The sequence below is a fragment of the Hominisplanchenecus sp. genome (assembly GCF_046967715.1).
In the GTDB taxonomy this organism is placed as follows: Bacteria; Bacillota; Clostridia; order Lachnospirales; family Lachnospiraceae; genus Hominisplanchenecus; species Hominisplanchenecus faecis.
On record NZ_JBKVNQ010000033.1, the window covers coordinates 14,800 to 31,784 of the forward strand.

The 16,985-nt window shown below is 39.3% G+C and carries 15 protein-coding genes and 1 pseudogene; 10 read left to right on the forward strand and 6 right to left on the reverse strand.

Going from position 1 to position 16,985, the window contains the following annotated elements; genetic code table 11:
• Together ACLTL4_RS06520 and ACLTL4_RS06525 are read left to right on the forward strand one after the other, a co-directional pair.
• Positions 1 to 985: helix-turn-helix transcriptional regulator (locus tag ACLTL4_RS06520; RefSeq protein WP_412320344.1), on the forward strand; the 985-nt coding region annotated here is incomplete at its 5' end.
• 34 nt (positions 986 to 1,019) lie between these two features.
• Positions 1,020 to 1,727: a 3'-5' exonuclease gene (locus ACLTL4_RS06525; protein ID WP_243867654.1), complete on the forward strand. Its 708-nt coding sequence runs from the start codon at positions 1,020 to 1,022 to the stop codon at positions 1,725 to 1,727.
• A gap of 206 nt (positions 1,728 to 1,933) precedes the next feature.
• On the opposite strand, the gene hcp is transcribed toward ACLTL4_RS06525, so the two are convergent.
• Complete coding sequence (gene hcp / locus ACLTL4_RS06530; RefSeq protein ID WP_412320345.1) at positions 1,934 to 3,592, reverse strand: hydroxylamine reductase; 1,659 nt, start codon at positions 3,590 to 3,592, stop codon at positions 1,934 to 1,936.
• 344 nt (positions 3,593 to 3,936) lie between these two features.
• Between hcp and ACLTL4_RS06535 the strand changes: the two genes are divergently transcribed.
• A complete protein-coding gene (locus tag ACLTL4_RS06535) occupies positions 3,937 to 4,494 on the forward strand; it encodes a GNAT family N-acetyltransferase (RefSeq protein WP_412320346.1) in 558 nt (185 codons plus the stop codon).
• 311 nt (positions 4,495 to 4,805) lie between these two features.
• Here the strand turns inward: ACLTL4_RS06535 and ACLTL4_RS06540 are convergent, their stop codons facing one another.
• The 3 genes from ACLTL4_RS06540 to ACLTL4_RS06550 form a co-directional block, all read right to left on the reverse strand.
• Positions 4,806 to 5,543 carry a NifB/NifX family molybdenum-iron cluster-binding protein gene (locus ACLTL4_RS06540; RefSeq protein ID WP_022118674.1) on the reverse strand — a complete coding sequence of 246 codons (738 nt, stop codon included), beginning with the start codon at positions 5,541 to 5,543 and terminating at the stop codon, positions 4,806 to 4,808.
• 137 nt (positions 5,544 to 5,680) lie between these two features.
• Positions 5,681 to 6,535, reverse strand: a complete 855-nt coding sequence (locus ACLTL4_RS06545; RefSeq protein ID WP_412290571.1) for a YitT family protein — start codon at positions 6,533 to 6,535, stop codon at positions 5,681 to 5,683.
• 110 nt (positions 6,536 to 6,645) lie between these two features.
• Positions 6,646 to 7,449 carry an MBL fold metallo-hydrolase gene (locus ACLTL4_RS06550; RefSeq protein WP_022118597.1) on the reverse strand — a complete coding sequence of 268 codons (804 nt, stop codon included), beginning with the start codon at positions 7,447 to 7,449 and terminating at the stop codon, positions 6,646 to 6,648.
• Positions 7,450 to 8,110: 661 nt separating this feature from the next.
• Between ACLTL4_RS06550 and ACLTL4_RS06555 the strand changes: the two are divergent.
• Together ACLTL4_RS06555 and ACLTL4_RS06560 are read left to right on the forward strand one after the other, a co-directional pair.
• Positions 8,111 to 8,772, forward strand: a pseudogene (locus tag ACLTL4_RS06555) (PD-(D/E)XK nuclease domain-containing protein); the annotation flags it as partial.
• 17 nt (positions 8,773 to 8,789) lie between these two features.
• Entirely contained in the window at positions 8,790 to 9,272 is a 483-nt protein-coding gene (locus tag ACLTL4_RS06560; protein WP_412320347.1) for a GNAT family N-acetyltransferase, read from the forward strand.
• Here the strand turns inward: ACLTL4_RS06560 and ACLTL4_RS06565 are convergent.
• On the reverse strand, positions 9,269 to 9,649 hold the full coding sequence (locus tag ACLTL4_RS06565) for an SdpI family protein (protein ID WP_022118599.1): 381 nt from the start codon (positions 9,647 to 9,649) through the stop codon (positions 9,269 to 9,271). The genes ACLTL4_RS06560 and ACLTL4_RS06565 overlap by 4 nt on opposite strands.
• A gap of 517 nt (positions 9,650 to 10,166) precedes the next feature.
• On the opposite strand from ACLTL4_RS06565, the gene ACLTL4_RS06570 reads away from it, so the two are divergent.
• The 3 genes from ACLTL4_RS06570 (at position 10,167) to tnpB (ending at position 12,912) form a co-directional block, all read left to right on the forward strand.
• The gene (locus ACLTL4_RS06570) at positions 10,167 to 11,057 is read left to right on the forward strand and encodes an Rpn family recombination-promoting nuclease/putative transposase (RefSeq protein ID WP_215660021.1); all 891 of its coding nucleotides are present in this window, start codon (positions 10,167 to 10,169) and stop codon (positions 11,055 to 11,057) included.
• Between the two features lie 318 nt (positions 11,058 to 11,375).
• Positions 11,376 to 11,789, forward strand: a complete 414-nt coding sequence (gene tnpA, locus ACLTL4_RS06575) for an IS200/IS605 family transposase (protein ID WP_412320180.1) — start codon at positions 11,376 to 11,378, stop codon at positions 11,787 to 11,789.
• Between the two features lie 4 nt (positions 11,790 to 11,793).
• Positions 11,794 to 12,912 carry an IS200/IS605 family element RNA-guided endonuclease TnpB gene (gene tnpB / locus ACLTL4_RS06580; RefSeq protein ID WP_173867089.1) on the forward strand — a complete coding sequence of 373 codons (1,119 nt, stop codon included), beginning with the start codon at positions 11,794 to 11,796 and terminating at the stop codon, positions 12,910 to 12,912.
• Positions 12,913 to 13,046: 134 nt separating this feature from the next.
• On the opposite strand, the gene ACLTL4_RS06585 is transcribed toward tnpB, so the two are convergent.
• Positions 13,047 to 13,499 (reverse strand): DUF2798 domain-containing protein, encoded by a 453-nt coding sequence (locus ACLTL4_RS06585; protein ID WP_022118305.1) that lies wholly within the window; start codon positions 13,497 to 13,499, stop codon positions 13,047 to 13,049.
• 501 nt (positions 13,500 to 14,000) lie between these two features.
• On the opposite strand from ACLTL4_RS06585, the gene ACLTL4_RS06590 reads away from it, so the two are divergent.
• Together ACLTL4_RS06590 and ACLTL4_RS06595 are read left to right on the forward strand one after the other, a co-directional pair.
• Positions 14,001 to 15,560 (forward strand): AAA family ATPase, encoded by a 1,560-nt coding sequence (locus ACLTL4_RS06590; RefSeq protein WP_412320348.1) that lies wholly within the window; start codon positions 14,001 to 14,003, stop codon positions 15,558 to 15,560.
• A gap of 92 nt (positions 15,561 to 15,652) precedes the next feature.
• Positions 15,653 to 16,985: hypothetical protein (locus ACLTL4_RS06595; protein ID WP_412320349.1), on the forward strand; the 1,333-nt coding region annotated here is incomplete at its 3' end.

Here is a 16,985-nt window from a genome sequence, read left to right on the forward strand (position 1 = left end):
TAAAGGTACAAATCAAAAGTTTAAATTGTACAGACTTGCACAGATTATGCAGGAGAATACAGATGACAGCCATTATATGACAATGCCGGAAATTATGGTTGAGCTGAAAAAATATGGAATAACAGCAGAAAGAAAAAGTATTTACAGTGATCTGAAAGATCTGGAACAGATGGGCATAGAAGTTCAGGGGGAAAAGACAGGAAAATATTATCAGTACCATGTTGTAAATCGCCCTTTTGAACTTGCAGAACTGAAACTTCTGGTAGATGCAATTCAGTCATCGAAATTTATTACAGAGAGAAAAAGCAATGCACTGATTAAGAAAATAGAGAAAATGGTCAGCAAATATGAGGCAATGACACTGCAAAGACAGGTTTATGTTTCCGGGAGAATTAAAACGATGAATGAAAGTATCTACTATACGGTAGATGCTATTCACAATGCAATATCTGAAAATCGAAAAATTAAGTTTCAATATTTTCAATGGACGGAAAAGAAAGAAATGAAATTGCGACATGGCGGAAAGTATTATCATATCAGTCCGTGGGGGCTTTCGTGGGAAGGACAAAACTATTATCTCGTAGGTTATGATTCTGAAGCAGAAAAAATAAAGCATTATCGGGTGGATAAGATGCTACATATCCAGGTGTCAGAAGAAAAGAGGGAAGGTGAACAGCATTTTCAGCAGCTTGACATGGCTGATTATGCAAAAAAGAGTTTTGGAATGTATGGGGGAAAAGAACAGCTAGTAAAATTAAAAATTAGAGATACGTTGGTGGGAGTGATGATTGATCGTTTTGGAAAAGATGTGATGATTATTCCTGAGGATAAAGGTCATTTTATCGTTCCGGTCTGCGTATATGTCAGCAGACAGTTTTTAGGCTGGGTGTTTTCTCTCGGGGACAGCATAGAAATTCTTTCGCCGCCACAAGTGGTTGAGCAGATGAAAGAGGAGAGTGAAAGGTTGTTTCGACAATACCATTAGAAATACAGAAAGAGCGGCTGAATCATGTAAAATCATGATAGCAAAAGATAAAAAGCAAAAAACTATTTCGATGGAGGGCATTCATATGAACTATGTAGTGATTGATCTGGAAATGTGCAAAGTACCAAAAATGTATCGAAACAAAATGTATAAATATGCAACAGAGATCATTGAAATTGGGACAGTTTTATTGAATGAAGATTTCAGGCAGATTGCGACATTAAGACAGTATGTGCATCCGGAATATGGAGTATTGGATCACTATATCAGCAATTTGACAGGTATTCAGAATGTTCAGATAAAAAATGCACCATTACTTGAGGAAGCCCTGAAACATCTGACGAATTGGCTTGGAGACAGGGAGTATAAAGTTTTTGCGTGGAGTGAGTGTGACTTTGCTCAACTGAGAAGGGAAATAAAAAGTAAACAGATAGAAGATGAGCAAATCCAAAATTTCATGCAGCCAAAGCGTTGGATTGATTATCAGGATGCATTTGTAAAACGAAGCGGATTTTCCAGGGCAATCTCTTTAAGTGAAGCTCTGATGCTTTGCGATATGCAGCCTTGCGGCAGGTTACACGATGGTTTGGATGATGCAATCAATACCGCAAAATTAATTGAGATGCTGGAATCTGATCCAGATTACCAGATTCGTAACTACGAGAAAGAACTTGCAATTTCAGCGGAGCCACTGCAGTTTTGCATGGGAGATTTGTTTGCGGGGTTAAGCTTGAGTGCATAGTATGCCAGGTCGCATATGAATTCGACTTGAATTGATAAAAATGCCAGAATAATCATTTTCAAATTATTCTGGCATTTTTATCCTTTGGAATTCTTTCGGATATTTTGTGTGAGATTGAAAGCGGTATTCCCGTGTAGGTGGTTTCACGTGAAACATTAAAATATTTGATTTCTAAAGTATTCTGTGTTTCACGTGAAACGAAAAAATTATTTTTCAAAGAAAAGTTTCATGTCATTTTCTACAGTATCTATTCCGGCGATTCCGAAGTTTTCCATAAGTACTTTTGTTACATTTGGACTGAGAAATGCAGGGAGTGTCGGTCCGAGGTGAATATTTTTCACTCCAAGATACAGGAGGGAGAGCAGTACAATAACTGCTTTCTGTTCGTACCATGCGATATTGTAGATGATTGGCAGTTCATTGATATCGTCAAGCCCAAATACTTCTTTTAATTTCAATGCGATCACAGCCAGGGAGTAAGAATCATTGCACTGACCGGCATCTAAAACGCGAGGGATTCCGTTGATATCTCCAAGATTCAGTTTATTATATTTATATTTTGCACAGCCGGCAGTGAGGATGACAGTGTCTTTTGGAAGAGCTTTCGCAAAGTCGCTGTAATAGTTACGGCTCTTTGCACGTCCGTCGCAGCCTGCCATTACTACGAATTTTTTGATGGAACCGGATTTTACGGCAGCTACAATCTGATCAGCAAGAGCCAGTACCTGTGCATGTGCAAATCCGCCGATAATTTCCCCTTCTTCAATCTGAGCAGGTGGGGCACATTTTTTTGCGTGTTCGATGATCACAGTGAAATCTTTGTTCACAGCAGAAGCACTGCCGTTTTCTGCTGAAATATCTCCAATATGCTGACAGCCAGGATATCCGGCTGCACCGGTTGTGTATAAACGGTCTTTATAGCTGTCTTTTGGCGGAACGATACAGTTGGTTGTCATCAGGATCGGACCGTGGAAAGCTTCAAATTCATCTTTCTGTTTCCACCATGCATTCCCATAATTTCCCACAAAGTTTTGATATTTTTTAAAAGCCGGGTAGTAGTGTGCCGGAAGCATTTCGGAGTGTGTATAGACATCTACGCCAGTTCCCTGAGTCTGTTCCAGCAGCATTTCCAGGTCTTTCAAATCATGACCGGATACGAGAATGGCAGGGTTGTTTCTGACGCCGATATTGACTTTGGTAATTTCCGGATTACCATAAGTTTCTGTGTTGGCTTTGTCGAGGAGAGCCATGCCATCCACACCATATTTGCCGACTTCCAGAGCCAGGGCAACCAGTTCCTCTGCACCTAAAGAATCATCAAGCGTTGCAGCCAGAGCCTTCTGAAGAAAAGCATCCACGTTTTCATCATCGTGCAGAAGGGCATTGGCGTGTTTGGAGTAAGCAGATAATCCTTTTAATCCATAAGTAATCAACTCACGCAGGGAACGGATATCTTCGTCTTTTGTAGACAATACACCTACTTCTGCAGCTTTTTCTTCAAAACTGTCTTCAGTGCCATCCCAGAGGGCTGCGGATGGAAGAGAAGAAGATGTGGAGAGCTGTTTGATAAGGTTTCTTTTCACTTCGAGCGAAGTGTGGATACGTGAAACAATCGCATCTTTATCAAAATTTGCATTTGTTATTGTGACAAAAAGGTTTAAGGTGATCAGGTGATTGATGTCGGTACTGATCTCAACGCCTTCTGCCCGAAGCTGTGTGGTTACTGCGGACAGACCTTTTGTTACAAATACTAGAAGATCCTGCATGGCGGCCAGATCTGGTTTCTTTCCACAGACTCCGACTCTGGTACATCCGGTGCATCCTGCGGTTTCCTGACACTGATAGCAAAACATAGTTTGATTCATAAATGAAATCCTCCTTTAAGATGACAGTGCAAACTGTCTTTTATTTATCTCAGTCGAGAAGACTGACTCCTACTTCTGCAAGTGGTGAGTAATAACAAGTCTTTCTCAGTGGGAGTACAATCTCCGATTGAGATATGCTCTGTACGGGCGATGCCTGCTTCGTATTCTTATCTCAATATCATTTGAAAAAAGTTATTCTCTTTTGTATAATGCTTGTATTGTGTTTGTCATGTGAGTAAAAGTATCTACTGAGGCAGGTCTTCCTGGTACTGCACGTGACGTTTGTAAATATAATGGAAAAATGAAAAGAAATCGGTTGTTTTAACAACGAAGGAGAAAAATATATGTTGAAAAAAATGGAAATAAAAGATTTTGACCAGGTGTATACCTTGATGGAAGAAAGTTTTCCGAAAGACGAATACAGAAATTATCAGAAACAGAAGGAACTGTTTCAAAATCCAGAGTATCAGATTTTGATAGAAAAAGATCCAGAGCTCCGGGAAATCAAAGCATTTCTTGCAGCATGGGAGTTTGAAACGTTTATTTACGTGGAACATTTCGCAGTCAATCCGGTATTGAGAAATGGAGGCGTAGGAAGCAGGATGCTAAAAGCGTTGACAGAAGACGCAGAAAAAATGATCATTCTGGAAGTAGAACCTCCGACAGAAGAAATGGCAGTAAGGAGAGTCAGGTTTTACGAGAGAAATGGATTCTTCTTTAATGATTATCCATACATTCAGCCATCCATGGGTGAAGGGCGTAAAGAGACACCGCTTTTTCTGATGAGCACAGAGAGAAAAATTGACGAAGAAGAGTACAGAATGATTCGCAATACACTGTATACAAAAGTTTATGGAAAGAAAGATGTGCTGGAAAGAGAAAGATTTATTGATATGTGTTAGTTTCACGTGAAACATAATTTCGGATAAGCTAATTTGGACGGATACGCGTGAGATTTAGAACACGATTCGGGTCAGGTCAGCCAGCCGACTGAAACAAATGCTCCGCTGGTAACAAATTTGTGTCAGGGTGGTGAAATGCAATGCTCTGTCTGATATAGATTTGACGGATTATGGAAGTGCACAGAAGAAAAATAAAAAGAGCATATAAGCTAAAAAAGAAAATGCTTTGGCTTATATGCTCTCTTTGTATACCGGATGTGAGATGACTTCTGCCTCTACGATCAATCAGAGGTATTCTTGGGTGTTAATGATCAGTGGTGACCACAGCCGTGATTTCCACAGGCGTGTCCTTCTTCGTGACTGTGGTGGCTGCATGTAGCACCGGCAGAGGTCAGCTCGCCACGCAGGTAAGCTTCGACTGCTTTGTCTGTGTCTCCGGATGCACCGGAACATAAGGTAATGCCGGCATTTGCGAGAGCTACCTGAGCACCGCCGCCGATGCCTCCGCAGATCAGTACATCGATCTGGTTACCGGAAAGAAGTCCAGCAAGAGCACCGTGTCCAATACCATTTGAGCCCATTACCTGGCTGTTTACGATTTTATTGTTTTCCACTTCATAAATTTTAAAATTTTCTGTTCTTCCAAAATGCTGGAATACTTCTCCGTTTTCATATGTTACAGCAATTCTCATGACGTTTTCTCCCTTTTTCTGCATATAATTTACTGGCTGCGTGGATTTACAGCAGTTTTCACAGCATGGACTTCCATCACATAAAATGTAATTTCCACCCTCAATGCGGATGGATTTTCCAAGGACAATGCTTTCGGCAATTTTTTTTCGTGCGGAATTATAAATCAACTGTGCAGTTGTACGTGCAACACACATCTTTTTTGCACATTCTTCCTGGCTTAGACCTTCCATATCAATTTGCCGTATGGCTTCGTATTCGTCTACTGTCAGTGTAGTTACATCGTCCAGTCCGTTTTCAGACTGAAAAATCACATAATCAGGTTCTCTGCAAATCCTTCTTTTTCTACATTTTGGCATAAGTTTTTCTCCTTTTATTGGCATATGCCAATAAAAATAATAGCATAGGTAAATTAAAAAGTAAAGAGGACATTTGAAATCAGAGGTCAGGCATTCAAAGAATCGAACATTTCTGACCTGAAACAGGGAATTTCGAATTACAGTTTTGGCTGGTATCGCATGCTGGATACGTTGTAAACGGTAACGAATGCCTGCGGATCTTCTTTTGTAATATAGTTCATAAGTTTCTGATATTCAGATTTGTCCACGATGGTAATGATCTCGTTTCTCTTTTGCATGTTGTAGGCTCCGATGGATTCATAAATGGTAGCTCCGCTGTGCAGATCGTGAATGATAAAATTACGAAGTTTTTCTTCTTTTTTTGTAATAATGCAGACACGACGCTTGATGTTATGGTCGAAAATAAAGTGGTCAAGAACCATACCGTTGAAATAAGTTCCGAGGATACTGAGCACTACGGTCTTCTTATCGTAGACGAGTGCGGCAGAAAGTGCAACACACATTCCGGAAAGAGACATGGCTTTTCCTAAATCTATATGTGCATATTTATTCAATATTTTTGCAACAATATCCAATCCGCCGGAAGAAGCATTGCGGTTAAAAAGGATGCTTAATCCGACACTGACAACGAGAATATAGCAGAGCACATCCAGTTCCTGACTGTTTGTCATGGAGCCAAAATCTGGCAGGATCATTTCAAAGAGCCAGAGGAAGAATGGAAGCATAATGCTGGTATAAACGGTTTTAACGCCAAATTCCCTGCCACAGGTGAAAAAACCGATGATCAGGAGAGTAATGTTCAGGATCATGCTGATCGCAGACAGAGGGAGCGGAATAAAGTTTGTCAGTACAATACCAAGTCCGGAAATACTGCTGACGGAGGTATGACTTGGAACAAGAAAAAAGTAAACTGCAGCGGCAATGATCGCAACAGCAACCGTCAGAATAAAGGTTTCTTTCAGGATGTTTAAATAGTTTGTTTTTGTTTTCATTATTTGCCTCATTTATCAATAAAATTTAGTATCCGCAACAAGAATGCCAGGGCATCCTTATATATTTAAATTAAAAAAATCAGATAAAAACCAATAGTTATTGCTGAAAATCATACAATTTCGATGGATTCAAGATCATTCGGAATGTAAAGATTGCCGGAAAAATAAGATTCTCCTTCGGCTGAATACAGTTCTTTACGGTTCTGGATGTTTTTGTCCTCTGTGTGATAGAGAACAAGGTTCGGAACATGAAGCTTCTGGGCAAGTTCACAGGCGTCTTTTACGGTTGAATGGTGCTTCTCGTAAGGGTTGAAAAGGTCTCTTTCGGAGTAGAGGCAGAAAGCTTCGTGCAGGAGCCATTCGCAGCCTTTTGCGTAAGGCTTTTCACAGTCGTTATAAGGCTCATCGCCGCAATAGACGAGCTTTTTGCCACTGCTCAGTTCCATAGAAAAGCCAAATTGCTTTGCTTTGGTGGATCCGATATCGAAAAAGGTCACATTTCGGTCGTTGATAGTGCGAGTTTCAGCGTCGGAAACACAGATCAGATGCAGCCTGTCGCCGATAAAACGAGTCTGTTTCTTTGGGAGGAGCTGTTCGGCCAGGTTATGGAGCAGGGAAATAACCTCTGCGTGACCATAAATAGTGACTTCTCCTTCATATTTGCCACTGTTCATATTCTGGCAGATCACGCGAATCATCCAGATGATACCGGTCAGATGGTCGATGTGTTTGTGGGTGATAAAGATTTCACGCATATCCATCCAGTTAAAACCGGCGTGTTTTAACTGATGAAGAATGGTGCTGCCGCCACCGCCGTCCACCATAAAATATTTTTCATTTTCTTCCAGGACAAAACAGGTATTGTAACATTCGGTTACAAGTGCGTTTCCGGTTCCTAACATTGTTAATTTCATATGTAACACCTTCCTTTGAAAAAACAGTAAAGAGGAAATCTGCTACGGTAAAAAGAAACAGATTTCTGGTTACAAGTTTCCGTTAAAATGTCCGTTTTAGAGGCTTAAATATGAATTTCCAATATATTGTACATAAGAAAATGAAATAATGTGGGAACGATTTCATATTGCAAAAAATGCCGGAAAATCAAGGTTTTTCGGGAATATGAGTATTGAGAAAAGCTTCATATCTGACCCAAAACAGACATATAATTATTACAGGAATGCTGTTTACAGCCTGTAAACCGTCGGATATACGCTGCATATAAGGAGATGCAGGCTATCCAAAGTATATTTTGCAGTAAAAAAGGAAATATTGCAAGAGAAATAAATGGGTGCTTTCTAAATAAAACATCACATATAATGGTGTTTATGCATAAAAATAAACGCTTTATGCATAAATGTATACATATGAATAAAAAGAAAACAAGGGAATTATACTGCATAATAAGTGATGTTACGAGACGAGAAAGGGAACAAAAAACACCAGATTGACTGAAAAAATGAGGAATTAATACTTGTTTTTCTGATTATATATTTGATCGTCCTGGCTTTCCTTGCACTTTAAGTGTGGCAATGTTAAAATCAAAAAAAGAGTGAAAAGGAATCGTAAAACAAAGATAGAAATTTTGAAGAGATGAAACGATGGTATAATGGATATTTATTGAACGGACAGCAAGTTTACAATCCGAAAGCTGTAGTTGAAAGTCTGACATGGAACCAGTTTCAAAGTTACTGGTCAGAAACAGGAACATATGAATCGATTGTGTCATTGATCAATATGGATTTTGATGGCAGGAACTTGTGAAAGCAACCAGAAGAAAGCAATGGAGCGAACTTATTTCTTTTCAGAGAGCGTCTGCAAAATTGCTGGATGCTACGCTTGATATGGAATGTGACGTGGTTGCAGAAGAGATAGAAAAGATTCATATGGAATATGCATCTATAATACAGTATCACGATGAAAATTCTTTGAGCAGTGTACTTTTTATTGCTTATCTGAGTGCTGTTCAATATTATTTTAAACCTATCAGAGAGTTGCCGACGAGACGGGGATTTGCAGATTTTGTATTTATTCCGAAGAAAGAATATGCACAAGATTATCCGGCATTGATCGTGGAACTTAAATGGAATAAAAATGCACAAACGGCACTGAATCAAATAAAAGAGAAAAAATATTTTGAATTTGTTCGGCAATATACAGGAGAGATACTGTTAGTAGGCATTAATTATGACAAAAAAACAAAGAAACATCAGTGCATGATAGAAAAAGTGTGCATTTGATGAGGAAGGACAAAAAATTGAAGATAAGAACAGCAACAATGGATGATCTGGAAATGATAGCCGCTGTGGAGGCAGAATGTTTCCCGGCGGCAGAGGCAGCAACCAAAGAAGAGTTTGCAAAAAGGCTGCAACATTATAGTGATCATTTCTGGCTTATGTTTGAGGGGGAGAAACTGATTGCTTTTGTGGATGGATTTGTTACGGATGAAGCAGATCTGACGGATGAAATGTATGAAAAAGCGGAGCTGCATAATGAGCATGGAGCATGGCAGATGATTTTCGGCGTAAATACAATCCCTGCCTGTCGCAGGCATGGATATGCGGGAGAACTGATCTGCAGAGCAATCCAGGATGCGAAGAAGCAGGGACGAAAAGGTCTTGTACTTACGTGTAAGGACAGGCTGGTTCCATATTATGCAAAATTTGGTTTTGTAAATGAAGGAGTCTCTGATTCCGCACATGGAAATGTAGTGTGGAATCAGATGAGACTGACTCTCTAAAAAATGCGATTTCCATTTCGATCAAAATGTGCCCGAAGAGCCTTTTCGGTAAAGAAAATCGGAAGGATCAGCGGAATCAACTGCAGGAAGGTGATGATCAGGCCCATATTGCCGACCGGATCATTGCCTTTTCCAATTACAAAAAGCATTGGAATGACAGAAGGTATGATCAGAATCCAGCCAAGGGTACGCCAGATTTTCCCAAAATAGTGATGGGCAAACTGCCAGGTATCTGCATTTTTCATAGACATGGAAGTGCGGTAGCCAAAAGCGGAATTGATTTCCTTTGGAGCACTTCTGGAAAAAAGTCCGCCAAAGCTGATCATCAGGAATGGAATCAGCAGAACTGTTACGCACATAAAAATCCAAAATCCCATAAAAATCCTCCTTTCGAAAGTCGAAAAATCCCAAGCGTATCTTAGAAGGGAGAAAGGTGTAGTTAAGGATAATATAAGACTAAGATGGGAAAAAAGCAAGATGAAGTTGGGCATTAAGAAAACTTATATGTAAAATAGTACACCATGATGGGGACTCTGAAGCGGAAGATTATTAAAAAAATATTTCTCTGATTTGGATTGACAAAGATCGCTTATTCAAGTATAATAATCACAAAATAGTTTTAAATCTAATTCTATCTGACTTTCATTGCCGTTCGGCAGGAAAATCCAAAAAAACTTCATACCTGCACAGAGCGGCTGAAAATACAAAAGTGATATCTTAAGAAAACTTTTTGACAACCGATATTTGCAAATTGCTTCTTAGACAAAGAGTTTCACAATCCCGGTATCCAAGGCTGTTTTGTAGCAGGGAAATGTCAGCAAAGCTGACCAGAAGCGTGCACCGGGTCTCACGTATATTTAGCCTGGATTCATACAAAAAGCAAAGGAGCAGCCTATGGGACAAAAAGATATTACAGAGAAATTACTGGAAGATTATAATGATGTATTTGCAGATATCATAAACGGACTGATTTTTAAAGGAGAACAGCGGATTCTGCCGGAATCTCTGGAAAATGCAAAAGTCCACTCTCAATATAAAGCAGAAGATGGAAAAGTCCATGAACTGGAGAGGGATGTCATAAAATACTGGAAAGAGAAAAAAGTCGAACTGGCGATCTGCGGGATCGAAAACCAGAGCAATGTGAAAAAATATATGCCGTTCCGTATTATCGGATATGATGGTGCAGCATATCGCAGTCAGCTATTGGAGAATAGAAAAGAGATCCTGCCGGTCATGACAATTGTATTGTACTTCGGTACGGATCATCACTGGTATGGCAAAAAGAATATCAAAGGGTTGATGAAAATCCCGGAAGGACTGGAAGAGTACATCAATGATTATGAAATGAAAGTATTTGAGATCGCATGGCTTACAGAAGAGGAGATCAGCCGTTTCCACAGTGATTTTAAAGTCGTGGCAAATTTCTTTGTTCAAAAAAGAAAGCATAAGGATTATATCCCGGATGATCCAACGGAAATCAGGCATATAGATGAAGTACTGAAATTGCTCCGGGTAATGACCGGGGATGAACGCTACCAGGCAATATTTCAGAAAGAGAGAGGAGTGCATAGTATGTGTGATGTGGCGGAAAGACTCGAAAAAATGGGAATGGAAAAGGGAATAGAAAAGGGAATGGAACAGGGAGTGAAACAAGGAAGAAAGTTAGGCAGAAATGAGGGAATCCACGAAGAAAAAATCCGTGTATACAAAAAACTTCTTGAAAAAGGATTTTCGAAACAAGAAGCACAGGAGATAACTGAATTGTCGCAATTTCTGGAAAATTGACCGAGCCTTTTAAAGCGAGGGATGCTTCTTGTCCGAAGGGCAAGAAGATGGGCATTAAGAAAACTTATATGTAAAATAGTACGCCATGATGAGTCGAAAACAATCCACGTCAAAGTGATTTGTTTTTGGATTCATCATGGCTGTATTATTTTGCACACCATGTTTTACAATGCGGTTCATTTGCACATGCAATACTATTCTTTTGCAAACCTCCGACCTCTAAGGTGGGAGATGAATTGCTGCCATTATCCTCTTGATATTGTGTTCTAATCATAGTATAATATATTCAGTCGAATCATAAAGAAATGGTGAAATACAATGAATTTAGATAATAATGCACATTCAGTATTCCTGCTGCACTATCATCTTGTGCTTGTGGTCAAGTACCGCAGACAGGTTTTTGATGATACTATGTCTGGCAGGGCAAAAGAGATCTTTGAGTATATTGCTCCAAATTACAATATCACTCTTGAAGAATGGAATCACGACAAAGACCATGTACATATACTTTTCAGGGCACACCCAAATACGGAAATAAGCAAGTTCATAAATGCATATAAAAGTGCAAGCAGCAGACTTCTTAAGAAGGAATTTCCACAGATACGGCAAAAGTTGTGGAAAGAACGTTTCTGGAGTCAGAGTTTTTGTCTGCTTACAACCGGTGGTGCACCCATTGAAGTGCTCAAAAAATACATAGAAAGCCAGGGAGAAAAGGAACGAAAAAGGAAGTGACCGCGTGGCAAACAGAGCCTATAAATTCAGAATATATCCCAATGATGCACAGAAGATTTTGTTTGCCAGGACATTCGGCTGTGTGAGAATGGTGTACAACCACTGGCTTGATAGAAAGATCAAGCAGTATGAAGAAAACAAAGCCAATGTAACCTACACTGTCTGTGCAAAAGAAATGGCTGAGATGAAGAAAACGGAAGCATATGCATTTTTACGGGAAGTAGACAGTATCGCATTGCAACAATCGCTCCGACATCTTGATACGGCGTTCCAGAATTTTTTCAAACAGCCAAAAACAGGTTTCCCAAGGTTCAAATCCAAAAAGCGTAATAAAAGCAGCTATTCAACGATCTGCATCAATGGAAACATAACCATATCGAATGGATATTTGAAATTGCCTAAGATCGGACAAGTCAGATTAAAACAGCACAGGGCTGTTCTGAATGGATACAGACTGAAATCTGTGACAGTAAGCCAGACACCAGGCGGAAAATACTATGCAAGTATTCTTTTTCAGTACGAAGATCAGGTACAGGAAAAGGAGATGCAGCGTTTTTTAGGTCTGGATTTTTCCATGCACGAATTATATCGTGACAGTAATGGGAATGAGCCTGCATATCCGAGGTATTATAGGAAAGCGGAGAAAAAATTAGCGAGAGAACAACGCAGGCTTTCCAAAATGCAAAAAGGTTCGAACAACCGCAGCAAGCAGAGGATCAAGGTAGCAAAACTCCACGAAAAGGTTTCCAACCAACGAAAAGACTTTTTACATAAGCAATCAAGACAGATAACCAATGCCTATGATTGTATATGTATAGAAGATCTGGATATGAAAGCAATGTCACGGTCACTGAATTTTGGAAAATCTGTTTCGGATAACGGATGGGGGATGTTCACAACATTCTTAAAATACAAACTAGAGGAACAGGGGAAAAAGTTAGTGAAGGTGGATAAATTTTTCGCAAGCAGTCAGATCTGTTCCGCCTGTGGTTACAAGAACACAAAAACGAAAAATCTTGCCCTCAGAAAGTGGGATTGTCCGCAGTGCGGGATTCATCACGACAGAGATGTAAATGCGGCTATCAATATCAGAAATGAGGGAATGCGGTTAGTAATTGCATGACAGAAACTCAATAGAATAGAAACCGTGGGACACACGGGGTTAGCTCGCTTATGCTTAGCACGTTGGTACTATCGAACGAGAACCAAACCCGCCGAGGTTAGGGAAGCCCCCACCTCTATAGGTGGGGGAGGATGTCACTTCTTGCGAAAAATCGTTCTGAAGATCAATCTCACCAGCGGTCCGCAGTAGAACATCTGCCAGCAGATTGCCATCGGGAAGTTCATGGCCCAGGTCTGGATCCAGGTGCCGAATGTGTGCTGGTCTTTAAAGAGAATGGTGGCAACCAGGCTCATGATCGGACACATAATGCAGCAGATGCAGATAGAAATGGCATAGGTGATGAACTGTGGACGATCGGTAGGTTTCATTACGGTGAATGCGAGCTTCTGAGCAATTTTTCCGACAATGAAAAATTCCAGGACGAAGGCAACCGGAACCATAATGATCATTTCATGGGTAGCCAGCAGAAAGGTCTGACCGGATACACCACCGGTATTCAGAGCTACATTGTATACGATCATTCCGTAGACCATAATGGTAGCCATGATAATTGTGTAAATTGCGTCTTCAAATTTAGTTTTTGGCATAAAAATATCCTCCTTTTGATAATGAGCTACGTGTTGTTCGTTATCATCCGGGGGATGTGCGTTTCCAATATAAATAACCGTTTTATTTCGATTTGATATTCTATCAGAAAAATACCAATTATGCAAGCGAAAAATGTAATCACATCTTAGATTAAAAAGTCTCTCTTTGTTGAAAAATGAGAAATAAGTGATCTGGAATGGGAAAAATCAGAAGTAGAGAAGGTATTAAGGGATATCGAAGCAATTCCGAGTTTAGAAAAATTTATAGAGGACCATTCTGAATAAAAAGCAGAATGTAAATCTGATAAAATATTTTTCACAATAAAACAAAGGCGATCAACTGTTACATCAGATGGTCGCTTTTGTTTTTTACAAAATGTGCGAAAAAGAAAGCTTGTGCGGTCTGTAAATTCTCGATATACTGAATGTAGTAATAGGAAAATGAAACTTGTGAAAGGATTTTAGTTTTAAAGGGAAATGTAAGGTAAAAGGAGGGGTACGATGGGTATTTTTTTTAATCCAGGAAATGGGAGTTTTACCAAAGATAGAAATTATGAAATATATGTGGATAAAACAGAATTACTAAAATACTTGAACAGAGCCATTGGAACACCTAAAAATTGTATTGCTGTCAGTCATGCCAGACGGTTTGGAAAGTCACATGCTGCGGGGATGATTGATGCTTATTATAGTCTTGGCAGTGATTCTGCAAAATTGTTTAAAGGTACAAAGATTGCATCAGATCCAGATTATGAAAAATACAGAAATAAGTACAATGTAATCCATTTGGATATTTCGTCCTTTTGGGATTTTCATAAAAAGGATATTGTAGAAAAGATAATAGAAGATATTTTTAAAGAATTGAAAATGGATTACCCGGAAGAATTTGATGAACGGGATCGTATCAGTTATGTACTCATGAAAATATACAAAAAAACAGGGATTCCTTTTGTGATTATCATTGATGAATGGGATTGTGTGGTACGAAACAGTACAGATCAGGATTTGATCCATCAATATTTACAGTTTCTCCATTCTTTGTTTAAGTCAGAAGAATCAAAATCCTTTTTAGCACTTGGATATATCACAGGTATCATGCCAATTAAGAAAATAAAGGATGAATCGGCTTTAAACAACTTTGAAGAATATACTATGTTAAAATCCAGACCGATTACGAAATACTATGGCTTTACCGAAGAAGAAGTTAAGGCTTTATGTAAAAGATATGATATGGATTTTGAAACTACAAAAGAATGGTACAATGGATATCTGATCGATGGAATGCACATGTATAATCCAAATTCCGTATCACAGGCGATGAAATATCATGATTTTGATTCCTATTGGCGAAATACCTCTGCTTTTGGCACGATTAATAACTTTATTATGATGAATTATTCAGGATTGAAAGAGGATGTCCTTACAATGCTATCCGGTGGAAAAGTCATGGTGGATACGGAATGTTTCCAAAATGATCTGGCAGAAATTCATTCAAAAGATGATGCGTTAACTGCTCTCATTCATCTTGGATATCTTGGATATGATGCAGATATTTTAAGTGCCTATATTCCAAATTATGAAGTGGCTAAGGCGTTTCAATCCGCGTTAAAAACAGGAGAATGGAAAGATGTTGCTGCGTCAATTTCCAAATGTGATACATTACTTATGGCAACGATTAGTGGTAACACTGAGAAAGTAGCTGAACTTATCGAGCTTGCACATGATACGTATACTTCTATATTAAAGTACAACGATGAGAACTCTTTAAGCTGTGTGCTTACAATGGCGTATTTTACTGCACCGGCATATTATACTATTATTCGAGAAATGCCGGCCGGAAAAGGATTTGCTGATTTTGTTTTTCTGCCAAGGGCAAATGCCGGGAATCGCCCAGCAATGATTGTGGAATTAAAATATAATCAATCAGCAGATACTGTGATCAGGCAGATAAAAGAGAAACGATACCAGGGTGCGTTATCGGGATATGAAAGTAAGATTCTCTTAGTCGGGATTAGTTATGATAGTGAAAAGCATCATACTTGCAGTATCGAAGAATGGTAATTTTGTTATACTGAGTGTGATGATAGGAAAAAGGGAAACTTGTGAAATTGTTTTGATTTCACAGGAAATGAAAAGTAAAAAAGGAGGTTCACATGAAAAAAAGAATTTTATGTACGCTGCTGAGTGCAGCAATGCTGCTTACGAGTTCGCCGGTTGTTTTTGCGGCGGAGACGCAGCCTGTGAAGGAGCAGCAGACGAAGGAGACGCTTCCGTTTACGATTAAGGAGGCAAACAATGATATTAAAGATGAAAGTGTAAAAGGCTGGCATGTTCAGATCACGGACACGGAAAATGCAAAGGTTGTTGCAGATTATCCGGGACTGGTTGTTGTGCGTGCAAAGAAGACACAGTACGATGACAATGTTTATCTGATTGGAAAGAGTGGAATAGTCCAGACTTTTGTAGTTTCGGGTACGGATACAGACTGGGATGAAAATGAGCATATTTATGACGACTGGGAGAGAACGACGTCGTATAGTTCTGTGGATGCAATCTGGAGACTTTCGTATAAGGGTGATCGCCTGTATTATATTAAGAAACCACAGACGCAGACTCCAAAATATGACATCTACAATGCGACAACCGGGAAATATTTTGAATATGATCTGGATGAGCAGCCGGAACCTTATAGAGATGGCGAGGGAGCTGTGACAGATGTTTATCGATTTGTAAAAGACGGAAAAGTGGGAATGCTTAAGAGTGATGCAACAATCCTGTACGAAGCGGAGTATGACGATATTGATAGAAATGCGTTTAATACGGATTTTTCGGATGAATCGATACGCGAGTCGGATGATAAGTTTTTCCAGGCGATGAAGCGGGATGAAAATTCTGACAAAAATTTATATGGTATTGTGGATTCAAAAGGACTTTGGGATGGAGTATGTAAATACAGAAGTATTACAAGCAATACCAGTGGTTCAAGGATATGCGTAAAAAATGTGGATGAGGAAACAGCAGTCATGGATATAAATACCGGTGAACTGCTGACAGGTTTTACAGGAAGCAGGATATATTCATTGGGGGATGGATGTTTTCTCAAATCAAATGGTTTAGGAATGTACGATGAGGGTAAGCAGATTCTTATGAAAAATGGTCAGGTTATAGATAAGAACCAGATTTATAATAATGATTATTGTAATAATCCGAACTGTACAGTTTATATTAACGTTTTCTGGGATATTATCGAAAATTTTTCAGAAGATGGCTGTTATTTGGTAGGATTTGATGGAAATGGAAAAAAGCATTTTGTTAAGTATTTGGACAACTATTTACAGTACAATGGTAAGCGTATTTCGTATGACGGGGGAATGATCGGGACAAATGATAATACAGGATTTGGAAAAGATGTAGAACCGATTATCATGAAGGGCGGATATGCAGTGGAAAGAGAATGTGCAGATGTGGATCCAACCTATAATCCGG